Origin of the sequence: Streptomyces sp. NPDC059247 (assembly GCF_042754005.1) — a bacterium.
GTDB lineage: Bacteria > Actinomycetota > Actinomycetes > Streptomycetales > Streptomycetaceae > Streptomyces.
On the sequence record NZ_JBHYZW010000019.1, the window covers coordinates 1 to 16606 of the forward strand.

Sequence of the window (16606 nt, forward strand, 5' to 3'; positions counted from 1 at the left end):
CGGATGTGGAAGCCCAGTAATGGGTGGAGCTGACCGGTACTAATAGGCCGAGGGCTTGTCCTCAGTTGCTCGCGTCCACTGTGTTAGTTCTGAAGTAACGAACACGCCCCCCTTTGGGTGGTGCGGCGGTTCATATCTTCATAGTGTTTCGGTGGTCATAGCGTTAGGGAAACGCCCGGTTACATTCCGAACCCGGAAGCTAAGCCTTTCAGCGCCGATGGTACTGCAGGGGGGACCCTGTGGGAGAGTAGGACACCGCCGAACAATTTTTAGCCTCAACCCCCGGACTCTGTCCGGGGGTTGAGGCATTTTTGCGTTCACCCGCGGGAACAAGGAAAAGCCCCGGAGGCCGAAGCCCCGGGGCTTTTTCCTTTCAGAGGCGGCCAGCCGCTTTCAGTGCGAGATAGGCGTCCGCCAGTGCCGGGGCGAGAGAGCCGGGAACGGCGTCCACGACCGTGACGCCGTGGCGACGGAGCTGGTCGGCGGTCCGGGCGCGCTGGGACTGGGTCCCGGTGGCGGCGGCAGCCTCGTAGACGTTCTCGATCGTGCCCCGGCTCGCGGCCATGCGGGCGACCTGGGGATCCGCCACGGACGCCACCAGGACCGTGTGGCGCCGGGTCAGCTGAGGCAGGACCGGGAGCAGGCCCTCCTCGATAGGAGCGGCGTCCAGGCTCGTCAGGAGGACGATCAGGGAGCGGCGGGGAGCGCGGGCGAGGGCGGTCGCGGCCAGACCACGGGCGTCCGTCTCCACCAGCTCGGGTTCGAGCGGGGCGAGGGCGTCGACCACGGCGGGCAGGACGTCCCTGGAGGACCGGCCCTGGACCTGGGCGCGGAGCCGACGGTCGTAGGCCAGCAGGTCCACGCGGTCACCCGCACGGGAGGCGAGCGCGGTCAGGAGGAGAGCCGCGTCCATCGAGGCGTCCAGCCGGGGGACGTCACCGACACGGCCGGCCGAAGTGCGGCCGGTGTCAAGGACGACGAGGATGTGGCGGTCGCGCTCGGGGCGCCAGGTGCGGACGGCGACCGTGCTCTGGCGGGCCGTGGCGCGCCAGTCGATCGAGCGGGTGTCGTCGCCGGGGACGTACTCGCGGAGGCTGTCGAACTCGGTGCCCTCGCCTCGGGTCAGCACACTGGTGCGGCCGTCGAGTTCACGGAGGCGGGCCAGACGGGACGGCAGGTGCTTGCGGCTGGTGAAGGGCGGCAGGACGCGGACCGTCCACGGGACCTCGTGGTTGCCCTGACGGGCCGCGAGACCGAGGGGGCCGTACGAACGGACCGTCACGCGGGCGGCCCGGCGGTCGCCGCGGCGGGTCGGGCGCAGGCTCGTGGTGAGACGGCGGCGTTCGCCCGCGGGCACGGTCAGGCGCTGGCGTGAGGCCGCCTGTTCGGTGCCGGGGAGCCAACTGCTGGGCGGCCAGGCGTCGCGGAGCTGGGCCCGGAGGCGCCGACGGGACGGGTTGGTGACCGTGAGCTGGACGTCCGCCGCGTCACCGAGTCGAACGGATGTATCACCACTTCGGGTGAATTGGAGCGTTCGTACTGGCGCCGCCAAGGCGTAGTCGCACAGAATTGCGAGGGAGAGGGGCGCGTTCACGGCGAGCATCCCCGCCCAGCTGGGGGCGAGGATGCCGACGGGGAGTGACCCGAGGGCGGCTAGCAGCGCGGTTCGTCCGGTGAGGGCCATGGGGCGTCGTTCTCAGCGGGGTACGGGGACGTGGGCGAGGACGGAGTTGATGACGGAGTCGGGAGTGACTCCCTCCATCTCGGCCTCGGGCCGCAGGTGGATGCGATGACGCAGGGTGGGGAGAGCGAGGGCCTTCACATCGTCCGGGGTGACGTAGTCCCGGCCGGTCAGCCAGGCCCAGGCGCGGGCGGTGGAGAGCAGGGCGGTGGCGCCTCGGGGAGAGACTCCGAGGGTGAGTGAGGGGGATTCACGCGTGGCACGACAGATATCGACGACATAGCCGGCGATCTCGCTGGAGACCGACACCTCGGCGACGGCGGTCCGGGCCGCTCGGAGCTCGGCGGGGCCCGCGACGGGGCGGATGCCCGCGGCCTTCAGGTCGCGGGGGTCGAAGCCCCCGGCGTGACGGGTGAGGACCTGGACCTCGTCCGCGCGGGAGGGCAGCGGGACCGTCAGCTTCAGCAGGAAGCGGTCCAGTTGGGCCTCGGGCAGGGGATAGGTGCCCTCGTACTCGACGGGGTTCTGGGTCGCGGCGACGAGGAAGGGCTCGGGGAGCGGACGGGGGGTGCCGTCGACCGTGACCTGGTGCTCCTCCATCGCCTCCAGGAGGGAGGACTGGGTCTTCGGGGGCGTCCGGTTGATCTCGTCGGCGAGGAGGAGGTTGGTGAAGACCGGGCCGGGCTGGAAGGAGAACTCGGAGGTCCGGGTGTCGTAGACCAGGGAGCCGGTGACATCGCTCGGCATCAGGTCGGGGGTGAACTGGACGCGCTTGGTGTCGAGTTCGAGGGTGGCGGCGAGCGCGCGGACCAGCAGGGTCTTGGCGACTCCGGGGACGCCTTCGAGGAGGACGTGCCCCCGGCAGAGCAGGGCGACGACGAGACCGGTGACGGCGGGGTCCTGGCCGACCACGGCCTTGGCGATCTCGGTGCGCAGGGCCTCCAGGGAGGCGCGGGCGCTGTCCGAGTCCGTAGCGGTCTCGGGGGTCGGGGCGCTCATGAGGTGCGTACCTCTCTTTCGAGGGCGTCGAGTTGGTCCGCGAGGCGGATGAGGGCGGCGTCGTCGGCGGGAGCCGGGCCGAAGAGGAGGGTTCCGTGATCCGCGGTCCCGGGGAGACGGGCGGAGAGCGCCGGGAGGAGGTGCTCGGAGGAGTGGGCGTCCTGGGCGGAGACGCCGAGGAGCGGGGCGATCCGGGTGCGGGTCGCGGTGCGCAGGACGGCGGCGGCGCGGTCGCGCGCGTCCGCCTTGCGGTAGAGGCGGGCGCGGCCCTCGGTGGCCTCGGAGGCGCGGAGGGTGACGGGCAGGCGTTCGGTCACCAGGGGGCCGAGGCGGCGGGCGCGCCAGACGGCGGCGAGGAGGGCCGCGACGGCGAGTTGGAGGGTGCCCCACAGCCAGCCGGAGGGGACGAGGGTGAGGAAGTCGGCGGTGACGTCACCGTCGGAGGGGGCGGTGGCGGAGGCGTCGGAGAGCGCGGGGAGGTACCAGACGAGATGGGGCCGGGAGCCGAGGAGCCGGAGGGCGAGCGAGGCGTTGCCCTGCTGGTCGAGACGGTTGTTGTGGAGGATGTCGGGCGAGCCGAGGAGGACGGTGTCGGTGGTGCCGGAGCCGGGGAGGCGGACCAGGGTCGGCAGGCCGTCGGCGGGGTAGCAGGAGTCGGCGGTGGTGCCGGGGCGGACGCGGTAGCGCTCGCCGCCGAGGTCGACGCTGCCCGCGTGGACGGCGCCAGGGAAGGTGCAGGCGGGGGCGCGGTTCCGGACAGGGGTGCTGAGGTCGGTGGAGACGTCCGGGGCCAGGACGGGGAGGGAGGCGGCGCCCGCGCCGATGAGGACGGTGCGGGCGGTGGTGTCCGCGAAGGCCCGGTGGAGCGTGGACTGCTGGCTCTTCGTCAGGAGGTCGGGGGTGGTGACCAGGAGGGTCGCGTCGGGGCCGGTCGCGGCGGTGGCCTCGTCGAGGGTGGTGGCGAGAGTGACCGTGACGCCGCGGTCCTTGAGGAGTTCGGCGACGGCCCGGCTGCCGTGGGGGTCGGCGGATCGGGGATCGAGGGCCCCGTGGGAGCCGGTGGACCGCACCGTGGCGAGGACGATCCCCCCGATGAGGATCAGGACGACGAGGAGGAGCACGCCCCGGGCCCGGGTCCACCACTGGTGTGCGGTGGCGGCGGTCGAGGTGGCGCTGACGGCCGGGCGGCTCATGCGGGGGTTCCCGGGGCGGTGGTGCCGAAGGTGGGGCGGGTCCGTTCCAGGGCCGTGTCCAGTTCCTCGACCCGGCGGTACGTGGCTTCGTCGGCGGTGCGGCCACCGTATGTGACGTCGTCGAAGGCGCGGACCGCGAGGCGCAGGGCGTCGGCGTGGGACGGCAGAGAGCGGCCCGCCTCGGCGGCGGCCTCGTCGGCGGTGCGGCCGGGCCGGGGGTCGATCAGGGCGCGTTCCTCCAGGGAGCGGACGATGGCGCGCATCCGTTCCTGGACGGCCTGGTTCCAGTGGCCTGAGGAGGCGTGGCGGACGGCCGCCGCGCGGTGTTCCCGGGCGGTGCGGGGGCCGTCCTCGAAGAGGGAGTCGGCAGGGGCGCCGGGGGTGCGTCGGGGAGTGCCGAGCCGCCACCACAGGGCGGCGGCGACGGCGGCCACGAGCAGGACGACCACGACGAGGCCGATGACTCCGCCCGGGGTGGCTCCGGAAGCCGACGCGAAGAGGTCGCCGACCCACTCCCAGAAGCGGTCGAGGCCGCGCTGGAGGAAGTTCGGATCGTTCTCGTGGTACATCGGCTCGGACAGCTCCCGCTCCGCCGCCTCGCGGGCGGGGAGCCGGGAGAGGTCCACCGGTACGTCACCGTCGGCACGGAGCCGCGCCGGTGCCGTGGTCGTTCCCCCCGTGACCCTCACGGCATCAGCCTCCGGCGGTCTGGGTGCCCGGTGCGGGGCCGTAGCCCGGAAGGCCCGCGGACCGGGCGAGTTCGAGGTCCAGGGCTTCGCGGCGGATGCGCTGGTCCACGTAGAGAAGGACCGTCACACCTGCCGAGATGGGGTACGTGATCGCGCTGGTGATGACTCCGCCGATGCCCGTGACGATCAGGAACGGCCAGCCGAAGGTCGTGCTGGAGCCGGAGAGCAGCCCGGAGAAGCCGTCGCTGTCGATCGCGATGCCGATGATCGTGAACGGGATCGCGATGATCATCGCGATGACGAAGATCAGCAGTTGGGTGAGCGCGGTGATCCCGAAGATCCGCCACCAGGAGCCCTGGACCAGCTTGGCCGAGCGCTTCAGGGACGGGAACACGCCCTGGCGTTCCAGCATCAGGGCCGGGGAGGCGAGGCTGAAGCGGACCATCAGCCAGACGACGGCCACGAGGCCGCCGAGGCCGCCGAGGAAGGCCAGGAACGCCCCCGCGCCACCTCCGACGAGGAACCCGGGGAGCAGGGCGACGGTGACGACGCCCGCGCCGAGGACGGCCAGCAGCAGGGTCAGGCCGATGAGCTGGAGCAGCCGGGGACGGGCCTCCTGCCAGGCGGAGCCCAGTGTCACCGGGCGGCCGAGCACGGCGCGGCTGATGATGACGGTCAGCAGTGCCGCGCTCGCCACGGACGCCATGAGCGTGACCAGCAGGGAGGGGCCCATGCCGAGCAGGGACACCTGGGCGGCTTCGATGGACTCTTCGAGCATCTCGGCGGGAGAGGCGTCCGGGTTCGTGGCCGGGGCCTGGGGGACGAGATAGCGCTGGGCCAGGACGCTGACCGTCTGGGAGAGCAGCGCGACCACGACGGTGATCGTCAGGACCGGGCGCCAGTAGGTGCGCAGGGTCTTCACGGCGCCGTCGAGGATCTCGCCCATGCCCAGCGGGCGCAGCGGGATCACACCGGGCTTGGCGGCCGGGGGCTTGCCCCAGTGGACGTTCGGCGGCGGAGCGCCCCAGCCGGGGCCCTGCGCCGGAGGCGGGGTCTGCTGGGTCGGCGGGGACCACTGGCCCCCGGGCGGCTGGTCCTTCGACCACTGGGGGGCGGAGCCGTTCTCGTCGGCCGGAGCCGCGGGCCGGGGCACACCGGGGCCGTCCTGGCCGTCGGAGGGGGCGGATCCGGGCGAGGTCCAGCCCGGAGTGTCGTTCACGGTCGTCCACCTCGGAGGAATGGTCGCGGTGCCGGATCGGCGTGCCGGCTCGGTCACGGCGGCCGACACCGGACATGGCGGCGGGCCGGGTGCCATCGTGCCACGCGGGGCCCGCCCGTGGGCCGGACAGGTGCCGTCGTTCGTACCTTTGTCCGGACCTTCGGGGGTGAGCGGGCGGGCGGAGCACCGTGCGGACACCCGATCGGAGCAAGCGAAGCGCGTGGCGGCGGGGCGGGCGGGCCACGACCCGGCAGGGCGTGGCGCGGGCCGGGGAGGCGCCGTGGGCCGGGGTGTGGAGAGTGTCCCGGCAGGTGCCGATCGGTCGAATCGGTCGAGGGGACGCCTGGGACGCCCAGGGCGTTCTGCGAGATCGTCGGCCACGGGACTCCGGTGGGCCGGTGGCCGGGGGGAGTGCCGAGGTGCCGGGGGAGCGGCGAGGTACTGGGGGAGCGCCGAGGTGCTGGGGAGCGGCGGGGAAGGGGACCCTGAACCCGATCTCGATCGGGTTCAGGGTGTGTCGGCCGGAGTGGCGACGGGTCTCCTGCGGACTCCCGCTCCATTCCGCTGGTGAGCAGCGGGGCGATCCCGTACGCCGCTGGTGGCCGGGCCTCCTGTCTCCATTCGTGCCGGGTGGCGGGGTGGATCACCGGTCCGTCTCCCCGGCGTGTCGGTCCCCTCGCGGGTCCCGCGTACGGAAGGAGAAGACCGGGAGGGCCGCCGGTCGGTCGGGCGGACTCTCGTCGGCCGCGCCGCCGGGGTCGTACGGCCTGGTTCGGTGGGTGCTCGTGGGCGGGCTCGCGGCCGAGAGGGGGCGAGCGGGTTTTCCCCGGGGGTGTCGGCGGTCTCGCCGGGCGGGTCTCCTCCGCCGGGGCGGGTCCGTCGATCGGGCCAGCCCTCCCATGGGCTTTACCAGGCGCCGCGAGGTACGGTTCGGGGCGACCACGGGGGCCACGGGCTGACATCCATGTCTGGCATCAACACCCACAGACACCGGCGGTTCACGGCGAGCGCACTCGGACGTCGCCGCAGGCCAGTGAGGTATCTCACCAGCCGCCTTCAGACTGATACGGAAATGGGATGATGTCGACATGAAGGGACGCGTTCTTGTCGTCGACGACGACACCGCACTGGCCGAGATGCTCGGCATCGTGCTGCGGGGTGAAGGGTTCGAGCCGTCGTTCGTCGCGGACGGTGACAAGGCGCTCGCAGCTTTCCGCGAGGCCAAGCCCGATCTGGTGCTGCTCGACCTGATGCTGCCCGGAAGGGACGGCATCGAGGTGTGCCGGCTCATCAGGGCCGAGTCGGGAGTGCCGATCGTGATGCTCACGGCCAAGAGCGACACGGTCGATGTCGTCGTGGGCCTGGAGTCCGGGGCCGACGACTACATCGTGAAGCCGTTCAAGCCCAAGGAGCTGGTCGCCCGCATCCGGGCGCGGCTGCGGCGGTCCGAGGAACCGGCTCCCGAGCAGCTGACCATCGGTGACCTGGTCATCGACGTGGCCGGGCACTCCGTGAAGCGGGACGGGCAGTCCATCGCCCTGACCCCGCTGGAGTTCGACCTGCTCGTCGCGCTGGCCCGCAAGCCGTGGCAGGTCTTCACCCGTGAGGTCCTGCTGGAGCAGGTCTGGGGCTACCGGCACGCGGCCGACACCCGTCTGGTGAACGTGCACGTCCAGCGGCTGCGCTCGAAGGTCGAGAAGGACCCGGAGCGCCCGGAGATCGTGGTGACCGTCCGGGGCGTCGGCTACAAGGCGGGACCCAGCTGACATGAGTACGGGCAGTACTGCTCCGAAGCCCGGTGACCCGGGAGTCCGTACGGGGCGGGCTGCCGGACCGGGGCGGGGGGGCTCGCGTTCCGGCCGCCTGCCGCGCGGCGGACGGCTGCTCCAGGACGGGACGCCCGGCGGGCCGGTCATCCGGCTCGTCGCCCGGTGGGTGCGCCGCCCGCTGCTGCCCGCCGTACGGCTGTGGCGGCGGAACATCCAGCTGAGGATCGTCGCGGGCACCCTGCTGATGTCCCTCGGGGTCGTCCTGCTGCTCGGCCTCGTCGTCATCGGACAGGTCCGCAACGGGCTCCTCGACGCCAAGGAGAGGGCCGCGCAGAGCCAGGCCGCCGGTGGGTTCTCGGCCGCGCAGGACCGGGCGGCCACCACCTCCTCCGCCCCCGGGCAGCAGGACGGCGGGCGGGCCGGAGCCTCGGTGAACTGGCGGTCCACGCTCGTCGAGCAGCTCGCCAGCGGCGGGCAGAGCGCCTTCAACGTGGTGGCGCTCTCCCTCGACAGCGGCGACACCGCGAGCCGGGGCGCCCGCGCCTCCGGCGAGGTCGACCCGACCACGAGCATCCCCGCCGACCTGCGCCACTCGGTGGCGCAGAGCACGGACACCTTCCAGCAGTTCACCAGCATCCACTACACCAGCGGCAAGGCCCCCGAGGCCGGGCTGGTGATCGGCAAGCGGATGAACGACGCCGAGGGCACCCAGTACGAGCTGTACTACCTCTTCCCGCTGACCCAGGAGGAGGACTCCCTCACCCTGGTCAAGGGCACGCTGGCGACGGCGGGACTGTTCGTCGTCGTCCTGCTGGGCGCCATCGCCTGGCTCATGGTCCGCCAGGTCGTCACACCCGTCCGGATGGCCGCGGGGATCGCCGAACGGCTCTCCGCCGGGCGCCTCCAGGAACGGATGAAGGTCACCGGCGAGGACGACATCGCGCGCCTCGGCGAAGCCTTCAACAAGATGGCCCAGAGCCTCCAGCTCAAGATCCAGCAGCTGGAGGAGCTGTCGCGGATGCAGCGGCGGTTCGTCTCGGACGTCTCGCACGAGCTGCGCACCCCGCTGACCACGGTCCGGATGGCCGCCGACGTCATCCACGAGGCACGCGTCGACTTCGACCCCGTCACCGCCCGTTCCGCCGAACTGCTCGGTGACCAGCTCGACCGGTTCGAGTCGCTGCTCGCCGACCTCCTGGAGATCAGCCGCTTCGACGCGGGCGCGGCGGCTCTCGAGGCCGAGCCGATAGACCTGCGGCAGGTCGTGCGCCGGGTCATCAGCGGCGCCGAGCCCCTCGCCGAGCGCAAGGGCAGCAGGATCGTCGTCGTCGGCGACCGGCAGCCGGTGGTGGCCGAGGCCGACGCCCGCCGGGTCGAGCGGGTGCTGCGCAACCTCGTCGTCAACGCCGTGGAGCACGGCGAGGGCAAGGACGTGGTGGTGAAACTGGCCGCCGCCGGTGGCGCCGTCGCCGTCGCCGTCCGGGACTACGGCGTCGGGCTGAAGCCGGGCGAGGCGACCCGGGTGTTCAACCGGTTCTGGCGGGCCGACCCCGCCCGCGCGCGGACCACCGGCGGTACCGGTCTCGGCCTCTCGATCGCCGTCGAGGACGCGCGGCTGCACGGCGGCTGGCTCCAGGCGTGGGGAGAGGCCGGGGGCGGCTCGCAGTTCCGGCTCACCCTGCCGCGCACCGCCGACGAACCGCTCAGGGGCTCCCCGATACCCCTGGAGCCCGAGGACTCGCGACGCAACCGGGAACAGGCGGCGGCCGGGCGGGCGCAGGAGAACGCGCGCCTGTCGGCCGTACCGGCGCAGTCCGGGAGCGACCGCGCGCAGCTTCCCGTACCGCCGAGGCTGCCCGCGCCGCCCCGGGCGACCGTCGATCCGACGGCGCTGCCCGGGAGCGGCGCGCGGGTCGTGGCGCGGGGCGCGGCGGACGGCGACGGAGTGGGCGCCGGGGCCGGTCAGACGACGGCCGGGGGCGGCGGGAACACCGAGCGGGAGGACGGGACACGTGGGCGCTGACTCCCGGGAGGGGCTCGTGGGACGCGGGACGCGGACGAGGGCGGCGGTCCTCGCCGCCTGCGGCGGAATCCTGGTGAGCGGGTGCGCGACGATGCCCGACAGCGGGGAGGTGCAGGCCGTGAAGGGCGTCAACCAGGGCGACTCGCAGGTACGGGTGTACGCCGTGGCCCCCCGGGAGAGCGCGGACCCGGACGAGATCGTCGACGGCTTCCTCGAAGCGATGACCAGCGACGACCCCGGATTCGCCACGGCCCGCAAGTACCTGACGAAGAAGGCGGCGGCGAGCTGGCGGCCGGAGCAGAGCATCACCGTGCTCACCACCGCGCCCAACCGCGACCAGGCCGACCGCAACGCCGACCCGGACGAGCAGGGCAAGGCCTATCCGCTCTCCGGCCGCAAGATCGCGACCGTGGACGCCCGGCACGCGTACCAGCCGAACAGCCCCGTCGAGTACCTCAAGGCGATCCACGTCGTCCAGCAGCCCACCGTCAACGGCAAGGGCAAGGAGTGGCGCATCGACAGCCTCCCGCCCGGGCTGGTGCTCGGCGAGGCCGATTTCCTGCGCAACTACCGCTCGGTCAACAAGTACTACTTCGCCTCCCGGGAGGACTGGGTCGTCGCCGACCCCGTCTACATCCGGCAGCGGCAGGACCCCGTCACCCGGATGGACCCGGTGACGCAGACGGTCAAGGCGCTCCTCGAAGGCCCCACGAACTGGCTGAAGCCCGCCGTCGACTCCAGCTTCCCCTCCGGTACGGAGCTGCGGAAGGGCGTCACCACGCTGACCACCGACGACCAGTCCACGCTGAAGGTGCCGCTCAACGACCGGGCCGACCTGGTGGGCGGCGAGGTGTGCCGGCGGATGGCGGCGCAACTGCTCTTCACCCTGCGGGACCTGACGTCCGTGCGCGTCGAGCAGGTGGAGCTGCTGGGGTCGGCCGACCGGTCGCTGTGCAGGCTCGGCAAGGGGCAGGCGGCGGAGTTCGCCGCCGTCCGCACCGCCGACCGCGGCGAGAACCCGTACTTCGTCGACGAGCACGGCAAGCTGATGATGCTGGTGTTCGGGGAGAAGGTGCCGGACAGGTCCGCCGAGCTGCCGGGCCCCCTCGGCAAGGACACGGCGCGACTCCAGTCGGTCGCCGTGGACCGGGGCGAGACCCGGGCCGCGGGGGTGGGGGAGAACGGCCGCGACCTGTTCGTCTCCTCGATCACCACCGAGCAGGAACCGTCCCCCGCGATCCTCAGCAGCAAGGGGGCCAAGCCGGACGACCGGCTCTCCGCACCGAGCTGGGACGGCCGCCGGGGCGACCTGTGGGTCGCCGACCGCGACCGCTCCGCGCCCCGGCTGTGGATGGTGCCCGACGGCACCGGCCACCCCGTCCGGGTCAATGCGCCGTGGCTGACGCCGGACGTCAGGATCGACTCGCTGAAGGTCTCCGCGGACGGTGTCCGGATCGCGCTGGTCGTCACCCAGGACGGCCGTACGACCCTGCAGATCGGCCGGGTCCAGCGGGAGACCACCGAGACGGACCCGGTCGTCTCCGTCCTCGACCTCCAGCCCGCCGCGCCCCGGATGGAGTCCGTCACGGCCGTCTCCTGGGCCGGGCCGAGCAGGCTCGTCGTGGTCGGCAGGGAGGCGGGCGGCGTCCAGCAGATCCGCTACCTCCAGACGGACGGCTCGACCTCCGCGACCTCGGTGCTCCCCGGCCTCAACGGGGTCACGTCGGTGGCCGCCCCGCACGGCGACACCACACCGCTCGTCGCCTACTCCGGCAACGACGGCATCGTCCGGCTCGCGCCCGGGATGAACTGGCAGCCGGTGGTCAAGACGGGCCGGTCACCGATCTACCCGGGATGATCCGTCTGGGGCGTCTGGGGCGTCTGGGGCGTCTGGGGCGTCTGGGGCGTCTGGGGCGTCTGGGGCGGCCGGGGCGGCCGGGGACGCCAGCAATCCCAGCAATCCCAGTGACCCCAGTGACGAACCGGGTGGCAGGGTCTCCGAGATGTCCGGAATGACAGGGGCGGTGGCTCGTCCGGGCTGCCCCGGTGCGCCTCGCCCGGCCCGGACCGTCCGTACCTGACGTACTTCGGCGGCCGGTCCGGGGGTTTTCCACAGGGGTGGTCCGGGAGTCGGCGAGGGCGCAGAGTGGAGCCATGCGGGGGTGGTGGCACGAGATCGCCGGCCTGGTGCTGCCGGTCGCCTGCGCGGGCTGCGGTCTGCCGAGGACGGAGCTGTGCCCGGTGTGCGCGGACGGGCTGGCGGGGGGCGGGGAGGGACCGCGCCGGGTGCGCCCCTCGCCCGAGCCCGCCGGGCTGCCGGTGGTGCACGCCGCCGTGCCCTACGCCGGGGCCGTACGGGACGTGCTCCTGGCCCACAAGGAACGCGGGGCGCTCGCGCTCGCCGGACCGCTGGGCGGGGCGCTGGCCGGGGCCGTGGAGACCGCCGCCGGGCCCGTGGAGCGCCTCGGACCGGGTCCGCTGCTCCTGGTGCCGGTGCCGTCCTCGCGGCGCTCGGTACGGGCGCGTGGCCACGATCCGACGCGACGGATCGCGCGGGCCGCGGCGGCGCGGCTGCGGCGGTCGGGGCGTGCGGCGCGGATGGTGCCGGTGCTGCGGCAGCGCCGGTCCGTGGCGGACCAGGCGGGTTTGGGGGCGCGCGGACGGCTGGCCAACCTCTCCGGGGCGCTGGAGGTCGTGCCCGGCGGCGGAAGGCTCCTGGCGGCCGGAAAGGTGGTCCTCGTGGACGACCTGATGACCACGGGGGCGTCGCTCGCGGAGGCGGCCCGCGCACTCGGAGCCGTACACCTTCCGTTCATTTCCGGCGGAATACCGGGAGGCTCCGCGGATGGTTTCACGCAGCACGGATTCGAACAGCGGGTCGCGGCCGTGATCGCATCCTCTCCCGCTTCGTTCGAATTAAACCGGAACTCTCCGGGAACTTGGATCGTTGCAGGTGGTGAGAGGTGAGAGCACCCGAACGGAGGTATGTCGCGGTAGCGGGTGCCGACACCCGTCCGAAGGGGCTATGTTCGGTTGTGAGGAATGGCGAAAGCCATCGCTCGCCGAAAACATGGTTGCGCCTACAGGACAGGAGTTCAGGGCGAATTAACCTCATGTCGACGGGGTGGGGATCTTGATCTTGTCGGCTGGGGAGGAGGAGGTGAAAACGCCGAGTCCGAAGCTCCGGTAATCCACCGGAGCATCTGGTGCAAAGGGAGATGCCCGGCGGCCAAGGAGCCGGTCCGGGCGATCCGGGAACGGAGTTCTGCGTGGACATCGTCGTCAAGGGCCGCAAGACCGAGGTGCCCGAGCGGTTCCGCAAGCACGTGGCCGAGAAGCTGAAGCTGGAGAAGATCCAGAAGCTCGACGGCAAGGTGATCAGCCTCGACGTCGAGGTGTCCAAGGAGCTGAATCCGCGGCAGGCCGACAGGTCGGACCGCGTGGAGATCACCCTCCACTCCCGAGGCCCGGTGATCCGGGCGGAAGCCGCGGCAGGCGACCCGTACGCAGCGCTCGACCTCGCCAGCGACAAGCTGGAGGCGCGTCTGCGGAAGCAGCACGACAAGCGCTACACCCGCCGTGGGAACGGCAGGCTTTCGGCGGCGGAGGTCGGGGACGTGGTGCCCGGCGCCGCCCAGCTCAACGGCGACGGTCAGCTGGTCGCCGACGAGACCGACAAGGTGCCCACCACGATGATGGGCTCGATCGAGGTGCAGGGCGAAGGCCCGCTGGTGGTCCGCGAGAAGACCCACGCGGCGGCGCCGATGACGCTCGACCAGGCGCTCTACGAGATGGAACTGGTCGGGCACGACTTCTACCTCTTCGTCGACTCTGACACGAAGCAGCCGAGCGTGGTCTACCGGCGGCACGCGTACGACTACGGCGTCATCCATCTGGAGAGCGACCCGCTCGCCGAGGGCGGCGGCGCCGGTGGTGCGCTCGGCGGCTGACCGGCCGCCGCCCGTACCCCTCGCACAGGTGTCCCCGGAAGCGCTTTCCGCGCCGCCGGGGACACCCCCGCGCGCGCGGGAAGCCTCCGCCGCCGCCGGGGCATGAAATCATGTCGTGCACGCCAACCGATGCTCACCGAGCACCGGTTGGAGGACCGGATACGAATTCAGGCCACGGCCTTCAGGGGGAGGAACGATGGCGGACAGCTTCGGGCCGGTGCTCAGCGGGCGCGAGCACGGCGGGGCGGTCCCGGAGGGATCGGAACCGGACAGCGGCACCTTCCGCAAGGAGCCGATCCGGGTCCTCGTCGTGGACGACCACGCCCTCTTCCGCCGGGGACTCGAGATCGTTCTCGCCCAGGAGGAGGACATCCAGGTCGTGGGCGAGGCCGGGGACGGGGCCGAGGCCGTCGACAAGGCGGCCGACCTGCTCCCCGACATCGTCCTGATGGACGTACGGATGCCCCGGCGCGGCGGCATCGAGGCGTGCACCTCCATCAAGGAGGTGGCCCCCAGCGCGAAGATCATCATGTTGACGATCAGCGACGAGGAGGCCGACCTCTACGACGCCATCAAGGCGGGCGCCACCGGCTATCTCCTCAAGGAGATCTCCACCGACGAGGTCGCCACCGCGATCCGCGCGGTCGCGGACGGCCAGTCGCAGATCAGCCCCTCGATGGCGTCGAAACTCCTCACCGAGTTCAAGTCGATGATCCAGCGCACCGACGAACGCAGGCTCGTACCCGCGCCCCGGCTCACCGACCGCGAGCTGGAGGTCCTCAAACTGGTGGCGACCGGAATGAACAACCGGGACATCGCCAAACAACTGTTCATCTCCGAGAACACCGTGAAGAACCACGTCCGGAACATCCTGGAGAAGCTCCAGCTGCACTCCCGGATGGAAGCCGTGGTCTACGCGATGCGGGAGAAGATCCTGGAGATCCGATAGGGACCTCCCCCGCCCTTTTGGGGAGATCCCGGCCCCTTCGGCCGGGCCCGTGGCGCCTCCCGCCCGGTACGGCCTCCCTGACAAGGCTCGTGGGGCTCCTCGCGAGCCTTTCCGCACCCCCACGGCCCCCACCAGTCCCACGTCCTCAAGCGGCCCCAGGAGCCCCTTCCGCTCCCCGGGCCCTCCGGACGGCCCCGCGCCCCGTCGTCAGCCCAGGGCGCGGATCAGCTCCGGCACCAGTTCCGGGTGGCTCACCCGGTCCGGGACCACCGAGACCGCGTCGCAGTCCACCCACTCCGCCGCCTCGCGCAGCGCCCGCGCCACCGCGGGCACCGCCTTCGGGTCGTCGAGCGTCACCTGCCGGGCGACCAGCGTCCGGCCCTCCCGCGCCGGGTCCACCCGGCCCACCAGACGGCCCCCGGCCAGCACCGGCATCGCGAAGTAGCCGTGGACCCGCTTCTGCTTCGGCACGTACGCCTCCAGGCGGTGCGCGAAGCCGAAGATCCGCTCCGTGCGGGCCCGCTCCCAGATCAGCGAGTCGAACGGCGAGAGCAGCGTCGTACGGTGCCGTCCGCGCGGCTCCGAGGCCAGCGCCGCCGGGTCCGCCCAGGCGGGCTTGGACCAGCCCGCCACCGTCACCGGCACGAGCCCCGCCGCCTCGACCACCGCGTCGAACTGCTCGCCCTTCAGCCGGTGGTAGTCGGCGATGTCCGCGCGGGTGCCCACGCCCAGCGCCTCGCCCGCCTGCCGCACCAGCCGCCGCACGCACTCGGTGTCGTCCAGGTCGTCATGGAGCAGCGCCCCCGGGACGGCCCGCTCCGCCAGGTCGTACACCCGCTTCCAGCCGCGCCGCTCGACCACGACCACCTCGCCGTAGGTCAGCGCCCGCTCGACGGCGATCTTCGTGTCGGACCAGTCCCACCACTCGCCCTTGTTCTTCGCACCGCCCAGCTCGGACGCCGTGCGCGGCCCCTCGGCCCGCAACTGGTCGATGACCTTGTCGTACGCCCCCGGCGACAACTGGTGGCCCCAGTGCGGGCGGTCGCGGTAGGCGCGCCTGCGGAAGGCGAAGTGAGGCCACTCCTCGACGGGCAGGACACAGGCGGCGTGCGACCAGTACTCGAAGGCGCGGCTGCCGCTCCAGTAGGCGTCCTCGACCGTCCTGCGGCCGACGGCGCCCAGCCGCGCGTACGGGATCAGCTCGTGCGAGCGGGCGAGCACCGAGATCGTGTCGAGCTGGACCTGGCCGAGCGCGCGCAGCACCCCGCGCACCCCGGCGCGGCGGTCGGGCGCCCCCAGGAAGCCCTGGGCGCGCAGCGCGATGCGGCGGGCTTCGTCGGCGGACAGTTCGGCGGCGGGGCGCGGCGCAGTCGTCATGGACCGCACCCTAGGCCCCGGCACTGACAGCCGGGCCTCCGGTCCCGGGCCCCGTACCCCCTCGTCAGGGGGTGGACGGCCGCTCCTGGGCCGGGAGGTGGGGCAGGGGGCTGGGAAGGCCGAAGTCGGAGGGGAGGAGGGCGGCGACCCAGCCGTCCCGGAGCGTGCCCCGGGAGGCGAGCCCGGCGCGCTGGACGCCCTCGACGACGAAGCCGACGCGCTCGGCCACCGCGCGCGAGCCGGTGTTGCCGACCTCGGCGCGCCACACCAGCCGGACGCAGCCGAGCTGGGTGAAGGCCCAGTGGGCGAGGGCGCGGACGGTCTCCGTCATGTACCCGGCGCCGCGGTGCTCACGGGCCAGCCAGTAGCCGACCTCCCAGACGCCCCCGCCGCGGCTGCCCAGCGAGACGGCGGCCAGCAGCGGGCCCCCGGCCAGGGGTTCCACCGCGAAGGTGTACTCGGTGTCCTCCCGCCAGCCGTCCGGCACCAGGCGCTGGAGGAACAGTTCGGCGTCCTGCCGGGTGTACGGCGAGGGGACGACGGTCCAGCGCAGGATGTCCGGGTCCTGGCAGATGGCGTGCACCGCGTCGGCGTCCTCCGGGACGAAGTTCCGGAGCCGGAGACGGTCGGTGGTGAGGGTGATCGGGTCCATGCCGGGATTGTGGTGACCCGGGACACCGGAAGCGAACACTTTTCGGGTGGGGCGGCACCTTCCGCCCACCTCGTGCGTTCTCTTTCCGGGCGGACGTACGGGCTG

13 protein-coding genes and 1 rRNA gene are annotated in these 16606 nt (G+C 72.6%); 7 read left to right on the plus strand and 7 right to left on the minus strand.

Going from position 1 to position 16606, the window contains the following annotated elements:
- Positions 1–147 precede the first annotated feature (147 nt).
- Positions 148–264, plus strand: a 5S ribosomal RNA gene (gene rrf / locus ACFXGN_RS26495).
- Positions 265–373: 109 nt separating this feature from the next.
- Here the strand turns inward: rrf and ACFXGN_RS26500 are convergent.
- Genes ACFXGN_RS26500 through ACFXGN_RS26520 form a run of 5 tightly spaced genes read right to left on the minus strand, consistent with a single transcriptional unit; the run spans position 374 to position 5781 of the window.
- On the minus strand, positions 374–1684 hold the full coding sequence (locus tag ACFXGN_RS26500) for a DUF58 domain-containing protein (protein WP_384863924.1): 1311 nt from the start codon (positions 1682–1684) through the stop codon (positions 374–376).
- A gap of 12 nt (positions 1685–1696) precedes the next feature.
- On the minus strand, positions 1697–2680 hold the full coding sequence (locus ACFXGN_RS26505) for an AAA family ATPase (protein ID WP_384863927.1): 984 nt from the start codon (positions 2678–2680) through the stop codon (positions 1697–1699).
- Positions 2677–3873 (minus strand): DUF4350 domain-containing protein, encoded by a 1197-nt coding sequence (locus tag ACFXGN_RS26510; RefSeq protein WP_384863929.1) that lies wholly within the window; start codon positions 3871–3873, stop codon positions 2677–2679. Before ACFXGN_RS26510 ends, ACFXGN_RS26505 begins: the two co-directional genes overlap by 4 nt.
- Positions 3870–4562, minus strand: a complete 693-nt coding sequence (locus ACFXGN_RS26515) for a DUF4129 domain-containing protein (RefSeq protein WP_384863931.1) — start codon at positions 4560–4562, stop codon at positions 3870–3872. Before ACFXGN_RS26515 ends, ACFXGN_RS26510 begins: the two co-directional genes overlap by 4 nt.
- Before the next feature lie 4 nt (positions 4563–4566).
- On the minus strand, positions 4567–5781 hold the full coding sequence (locus ACFXGN_RS26520; RefSeq protein WP_384863934.1) for a hypothetical protein: 1215 nt from the start codon (positions 5779–5781) through the stop codon (positions 4567–4569).
- Between the two features lie 1088 nt (positions 5782–6869).
- Here ACFXGN_RS26520 and mtrA point away from each other — a divergent pair.
- From mtrA to ACFXGN_RS26550, 6 genes are all read left to right on the plus strand, one after another.
- Positions 6870–7547 carry a two-component system response regulator MtrA gene (gene mtrA, locus ACFXGN_RS26525; protein WP_010356958.1) on the plus strand — a complete coding sequence of 226 codons (678 nt, stop codon included), beginning with the start codon at positions 6870–6872 and terminating at the stop codon, positions 7545–7547.
- 1 nt (position 7548) lies between these two features.
- Positions 7549–9573: an MtrAB system histidine kinase MtrB gene (mtrB, locus tag ACFXGN_RS26530; protein WP_384863939.1), complete on the plus strand. Its 2025-nt coding sequence runs from the start codon at positions 7549–7551 to the stop codon at positions 9571–9573.
- A complete protein-coding gene (locus tag ACFXGN_RS26535; protein ID WP_384863942.1) occupies positions 9563–11431 on the plus strand; it encodes an LpqB family beta-propeller domain-containing protein in 1869 nt (622 codons plus the stop codon). Before mtrB ends, ACFXGN_RS26535 begins: the two co-directional genes overlap by 11 nt.
- Before the next feature lie 296 nt (positions 11432–11727).
- Positions 11728–12540 carry a ComF family protein gene (locus tag ACFXGN_RS26540; RefSeq protein WP_384863945.1) on the plus strand — a complete coding sequence of 271 codons (813 nt, stop codon included), beginning with the start codon at positions 11728–11730 and terminating at the stop codon, positions 12538–12540.
- Between the two features lie 302 nt (positions 12541–12842).
- Positions 12843–13523: a ribosome hibernation-promoting factor, HPF/YfiA family gene (gene hpf, locus ACFXGN_RS26545; protein WP_366440972.1), complete on the plus strand. Its 681-nt coding sequence runs from the start codon at positions 12843–12845 to the stop codon at positions 13521–13523.
- A 196-nt stretch (positions 13524–13719) separates the two neighbouring features.
- Positions 13720–14472, plus strand: coding sequence for a response regulator transcription factor (locus ACFXGN_RS26550; protein ID WP_351782989.1), 753 nt, complete (start codon positions 13720–13722; stop codon positions 14470–14472).
- 207 nt (positions 14473–14679) lie between these two features.
- Here the strand turns inward: ACFXGN_RS26550 and ACFXGN_RS26555 are convergent, their stop codons facing one another.
- Complete coding sequence (locus ACFXGN_RS26555) at positions 14680–15849, minus strand: winged helix-turn-helix domain-containing protein (protein WP_384863949.1); 1170 nt, start codon at positions 15847–15849, stop codon at positions 14680–14682.
- A 64-nt stretch (positions 15850–15913) separates the two neighbouring features.
- The gene (locus ACFXGN_RS26560; protein ID WP_384863952.1) at positions 15914–16501 is read right to left on the minus strand and encodes a GNAT family N-acetyltransferase; all 588 of its coding nucleotides are present in this window, start codon (positions 16499–16501) and stop codon (positions 15914–15916) included.
- Positions 16502–16606: the final 105 nt, after the last annotated feature.